This is a genomic window from Mesorhizobium sp. M7A.F.Ca.CA.004.04.2.1 (assembly GCF_004022825.1).
In the GTDB taxonomy this organism is placed as follows: domain Bacteria; phylum Pseudomonadota; class Alphaproteobacteria; order Rhizobiales; family Rhizobiaceae; genus Mesorhizobium.
On sequence record NZ_RZPH01000469.1, the window covers coordinates 1 to 4,480 of the forward strand.

The 4,480-nt window shown below is 63.9% G+C and carries 4 protein-coding genes; 2 read left to right on the forward strand and 2 right to left on the reverse strand.

Translation table 11 applies throughout. The annotated features are described in order from the left end of the window. Both EN893_RS20215 and EN893_RS20220 read right to left on the reverse strand, forming a co-directional pair. Positions 1 to 987 (reverse strand): chloride channel protein (locus tag EN893_RS20215; RefSeq protein ID WP_164900977.1); only part of this gene is annotated, 987 nt, incomplete at its 3' end. A 134-nt stretch (positions 988 to 1,121) separates the two neighbouring features. Further along, positions 1,122 to 1,421, reverse strand: coding sequence for a putative quinol monooxygenase (locus EN893_RS20220; protein ID WP_127269780.1), 300 nt, complete (start codon positions 1,419 to 1,421; stop codon positions 1,122 to 1,124). 146 nt (positions 1,422 to 1,567) lie between these two features. Here EN893_RS20220 and flhA point away from each other — a divergent pair, with 146 nt between their 5' ends. Together flhA and fliR are read left to right on the forward strand one after the other, a co-directional pair. Next, a complete protein-coding gene (gene flhA, locus EN893_RS20225) occupies positions 1,568 to 3,655 on the forward strand; it encodes a flagellar biosynthesis protein FlhA (RefSeq protein ID WP_127269778.1) in 2,088 nt (695 codons plus the stop codon). Beyond that, positions 3,652 to 4,404: a flagellar biosynthetic protein FliR gene (gene fliR, locus EN893_RS20230; RefSeq protein WP_023810025.1), complete on the forward strand. Its 753-nt coding sequence runs from the start codon at positions 3,652 to 3,654 to the stop codon at positions 4,402 to 4,404. Before flhA ends, fliR begins: the two co-directional genes overlap by 4 nt. Positions 4,405 to 4,480 lie beyond the last annotated feature (76 nt).

Sequence of the window (4,480 nt, forward strand, 5' to 3'; positions counted from 1 at the left end):
CACGAAGACGCTGGCCACCACGGCCAGCCCGTAATTCATCGAGAATTCGCGATGCAGCGCGCCATGGCCGCTGGACAGGACCTGCGGCGTGATCAGCCCCAACAAGCCAACGATGACTCCGCCGATGACGGGGCGCAGCGCCGCATCGATCGACAGCCTGGCGAAACCGCGCTCGATCAGTGTCACCAGATGCATGATGGCGATCGAGGCGGCACCGCCGAGCAGGCCGAGCAGCAGGAACGGCACATACTGGCTGGCGGTGAGCGCCGGCAGACCCGAAAGCTCGAGCGGAAACGGCACGCCGCCGAACATCTCTGCCGTCAGCGAGGCGCAGATCGCGGCTGTCAAGACTGGCGCGACATTGGCAACCGAGTAGATGCCGATGACCAGTTCGAAGCCGTAGAAGGCGCCGGTCAGCGGTGCATCGAAGGCGGCGGCGATGGCGCCGGCCGCACCACAGCCGACCAGGATGCGGACATCGTTGCGGCGCAGCCTGAAGATGCCCGCCAGCCGCGATGCCAGCCCGGAGCCAACCTGCGTATAGCCGGCTTCCAGCCCGACCGAGGCGCCAAAACCGCTGGAGATCATCGTCTGGCCGGCGATGATGAAGGTGTCGGTCAGCGACATGCGCCCGCCATAGAGCGCATTGGCTTCGATCGGGTCGATCGGCGTGCGGAATTTCCGTATCCTGAGCCAGACCACCGTCAGCCCCAGCAGCATGCCGCCGATCGCCGGTATCAGCGCCTGCATCGGATTGGCGAGCGAGAACATGCCGGAAAGCCGGCCGCCTGGCTGAACGCCGAACAGCAGCCCGTGCAGGTCCTGCACGATCTGGCTCATCGCCGTGACCAATATGCCCGCCATCACGCCTACGACACCGGCGAGAACGACCACCACGATGCCGCGTGCCTCGAGCAGAGGCAACGACCTGATCAGCACCGCGCGCAGCCGGCGGGCGTAGACTTCGCTGTGGTTTCTGGAAAGCACCGGGGCGGCTCGCCGATATCGAAAGGCAGTGGAAAGCCAGCCTGATACGCCCGGCGGCACGGCATGGCAACCACTATGCCGGCAGACACCATATTGGCGACAGCTGGCGCGATATCGATCGGCTGACGGACCGTTCAGGTCGGCATGGGCTCGCCGGCTTCATAGAGCACGAGGTTGCGCTCGCCTATGCCTAGCGCCGGCCAGCTCGCACGCCAGTCCGCAATGTGCGGCGAGGCGAAATGCGCGTCGAGCGCTGCCCTGTCACTCCAGACTTCCGTGACCCGGATGAGCCCGGCATCGAAAACATCCTGCGCATAGGAATATTCGAGACAGCCGGGCTCGGCGCGGCTGCCGGAAACCATGCGTTCCATAGCGGGCTTAGCTTCCTCCAATTTGTTTGGCGGCAGGCGGATGGTGCCGATGATCAGAAGCATGGGTTTCCCTTCCTAGCGAGGCCGGCCGACACGGCGACCTGCGCATGGTCGTTCGAACTAGCCAGTCTCCCACCCTCGCGCAAGCTTGGCGGGCTACCTTTACAGGGCTGTCGCGCGCTCGGCAGTCTATGGGGTTTGAGGACGATATGGCGATCAGCGAAAGCATTCAGCCCGGCGCGGTGGCCAAGAACGGCCGCGACGTCTTCTTCGCCATCGGCATCGTCATCATCCTGGCCGTGCTGTTTCTGCCGATTCCGGCCTTTCTCATCGACGTCGGCCTCGCCTTCTCGATCGCGCTTTCGGTGCTGATCCTGATGGTGGCGCTGTGGATCCAGCGGCCGCTCGATTTCTCGTCCTTCCCGACCGTGCTGCTCATCGCCACCATGCTCAGGCTGTCGCTCAACATCGCCACCACGCGCATGATCCTGTCGCACGGCAATGAGGGCACGCATGCCGCCGGCTATGTCATCGCCGGCTTCTCCAAGCTGGTGATGGCCAGCGACTTCGTCATCGGCCTGATTGTCTTCATGATCCTGATCGTGGTGAACTTCATCGTCATCACCAAGGGCGCCACCCGTATCGCCGAAGTCGGCGCGCGCTTCACCCTCGACGCCATCCCAGGCAAGCAGATGTCGATCGACGCCGACCTGTCGGCCGGTATGATCGACGACAAGACCGCGCAGCTGCGCCGCCGCGAGCTGGAAGAAGAATCTTCTTTCTTCGGCTCGATGGACGGCGCCTCGAAGTTCGTGCGCGGCGACGCCATCGCCGGCCTCATCATCACCGCCATCAACATCGTCGGCGGCATCGCCATCGGCTACATCAGGCACGGTATGGGCATGGGCGAAGCCGCCGACGTGTTCATCAAGCTGTCGGTCGGCGACGGCCTCGTCACCCAGATCCCGGCACTGATCGTGTCGCTCGCCGCCGGCCTGCTCGTCTCCAAGGGCGGCACCCGCGGCTCGACCAACCAGGCGGTGTTCGGCCAGCTCGGTGCCCACCCGCGCGCCCTCTATGTCGCGGCATCGCTGCTGGTGCTGCTCGGCCTGATGCCCGGCCTGCCGCTGTTCCCGTTCTTTGCGCTCGCCGCCGGCATGGCCGGTCTCGGCTACGTCATCCCGATGCGCGCCAACCGCGCCGTCGCCGAAGCCGAGGCGATCAAGGATCAGGAAAAGGCGACCAAGGTCGAAGAGGAGAAGAACTCGGTCAAGGCTTCGCTCGCCACCGCCGAGATCGAGCTTTTGATCGGCAAGCAGCTGTCGACAAGGCTGCTGACGTCGCATCAGGAACTGGTTTTCCGCATGGGCAAGATGCGCAAGAAATTCGCCACCCAGTACGGCTTCGTCGTGCCGGAAGTGCGCGTCGCCGACGATTTCGCCATCCCGCCGAAGAGCTACCAGATCAAGGTGCACGGCACCGTGGTGGCCGAGTACCAGATGCGCGTCGGCGAGATCATGGTGCTGCTCGGCAACCGCGACATACCCGAGATACCGGGCGAGGAAATCCGCGAGCCGGCCTTCGGCATGCGCGCCTATTCCGTGGTCGAAGCCTTCGCCGAGGATTTGAAGCGCGAGAACTACACCTTCGCCGACAACATGTCGGTGCTGCTCACCCATCTCTCCGAGGTCATCCGCAACAACCTGCCGCAGCTTCTGTCCTACAAGGACATGAAGGCGCTGCTCGAACGCCAGGACCAGGAATACCGCAAGCTCGCCGACGAGATCTGCACCACGCACATCTCCTATCCCGGCCTGCAGGCGGTGTTGAAGCTGCTGCTCGCCGAGCGCGTCTCGATCCGCAATCTGCACCTGATCATCGAGGCGATCGCCGAGATCGCGCCGCATGTGCGCCGCACCGAGCAGATCGTCGAGCATGTCCGCATCCGCATGGCCCAGCAGATATGCGGCGACCTGTCCGAGGGCGGCGTGCTGAAAGTGCTGCGCCTCGGCAACCGCTGGGATCTCGCCTTCCACCAGAGCCTCAAGCGCGACGCCAAGGGCGAGGTGCGCGAATTCGACATCGACCCGCGTCAGCTCGAGGAGTTCGGCCAGGACGCCACCAAGGCGATCAAGAAATATCTGGAAGCCGGCGAGCGTTTCGTCCTCGTCACCGCGCCCGACGCCCGCCCCTATGTGCGCATGATCATCGAGCGCCTGTTCACCACGCTGCCGGTGCTCAGCCATGTCGAAATCGCCAAGGGCGTCGAGATCAAGGTGCTCGGAACCATATCGTGAGCGTGCTGTCGCAAGGCGTCGTCATCGCGGCGTTCCTCGCCTTCTGCCGCATCGGCGCCTGTTTCATGCTGATGCCGGGCCTCTCCAGCGCCCGCGTCCCGGTCCAGGTCAGGTTGTTCGTGGCGGTCGCCGCCACCGGCGGCCTGCTCGCCTTTCTGTGGGACAAGATCTTTCCTTTCGTCGACCCGCGCCCGCAGATCCTTGTGCCGATGATCATCTCGGAACTTCTGGTCGGCGGCCTGATCGGCGCCATGACCAGGCTCTACATGGAAGCCCTGCGCTTCATGGGCTCGGCCATCGCCATGCTGGTCGGTTATGGCGGCACCGGCGGACCGGCGATCGAGGAGCCCGAACCCCAGGCAGCCCTTGCCGCAATCATCTCGTTCTCGGCGCTGTTGATGCTGTTCGTCTTCGATTTCGACCACGAGATAATACGCGCGCTGGTTTCCTCCTACACGGTCGCGCCGGTCAACGTCTTCTTCAACCCGCAGGCCGCCCTCGTCGATGTCACCGACACGGTGTCGGACACGTTCTTCCTGGTCATCCGCCTCGGCAGCCCGTTCGTCGCCTATGCTATTCTCGTCAATCTGACGATCGGCTTCGTCAACAAGCTGACGCCGCAGATCCCGATCTATTTCATCTCCCAGCCCTTCATCATCGCCGGCGGCATGATCATCTTCTATTTCGCCGTCGGCACCATGCTGTCGCTGTTCGTCGACGGCTTCGTCGATCTGACATTGGCGAGATAGAAATGAGCACGCGCAGCGGAAAGGCGACATTCTCGGCGACGCTCAGATGCGGAAACAGCGTGTAGCGCTGGAACAC

Excerpts from the sequence above, each read along its gene's own strand:
- EN893_RS20220 (WP_127269780.1), bottom strand. The coding sequence starts at position 1,421 with ATGCTTCTGATCATCGGCACCATCCGCCTGCCGCCAAACAAATTGGAG.
- flhA (WP_127269778.1), top strand. The coding sequence starts at position 1,568 with ATGGCGATCAGCGAAAGCATTCAGCCCGGCGCGGTGGCCAAGAACGGC.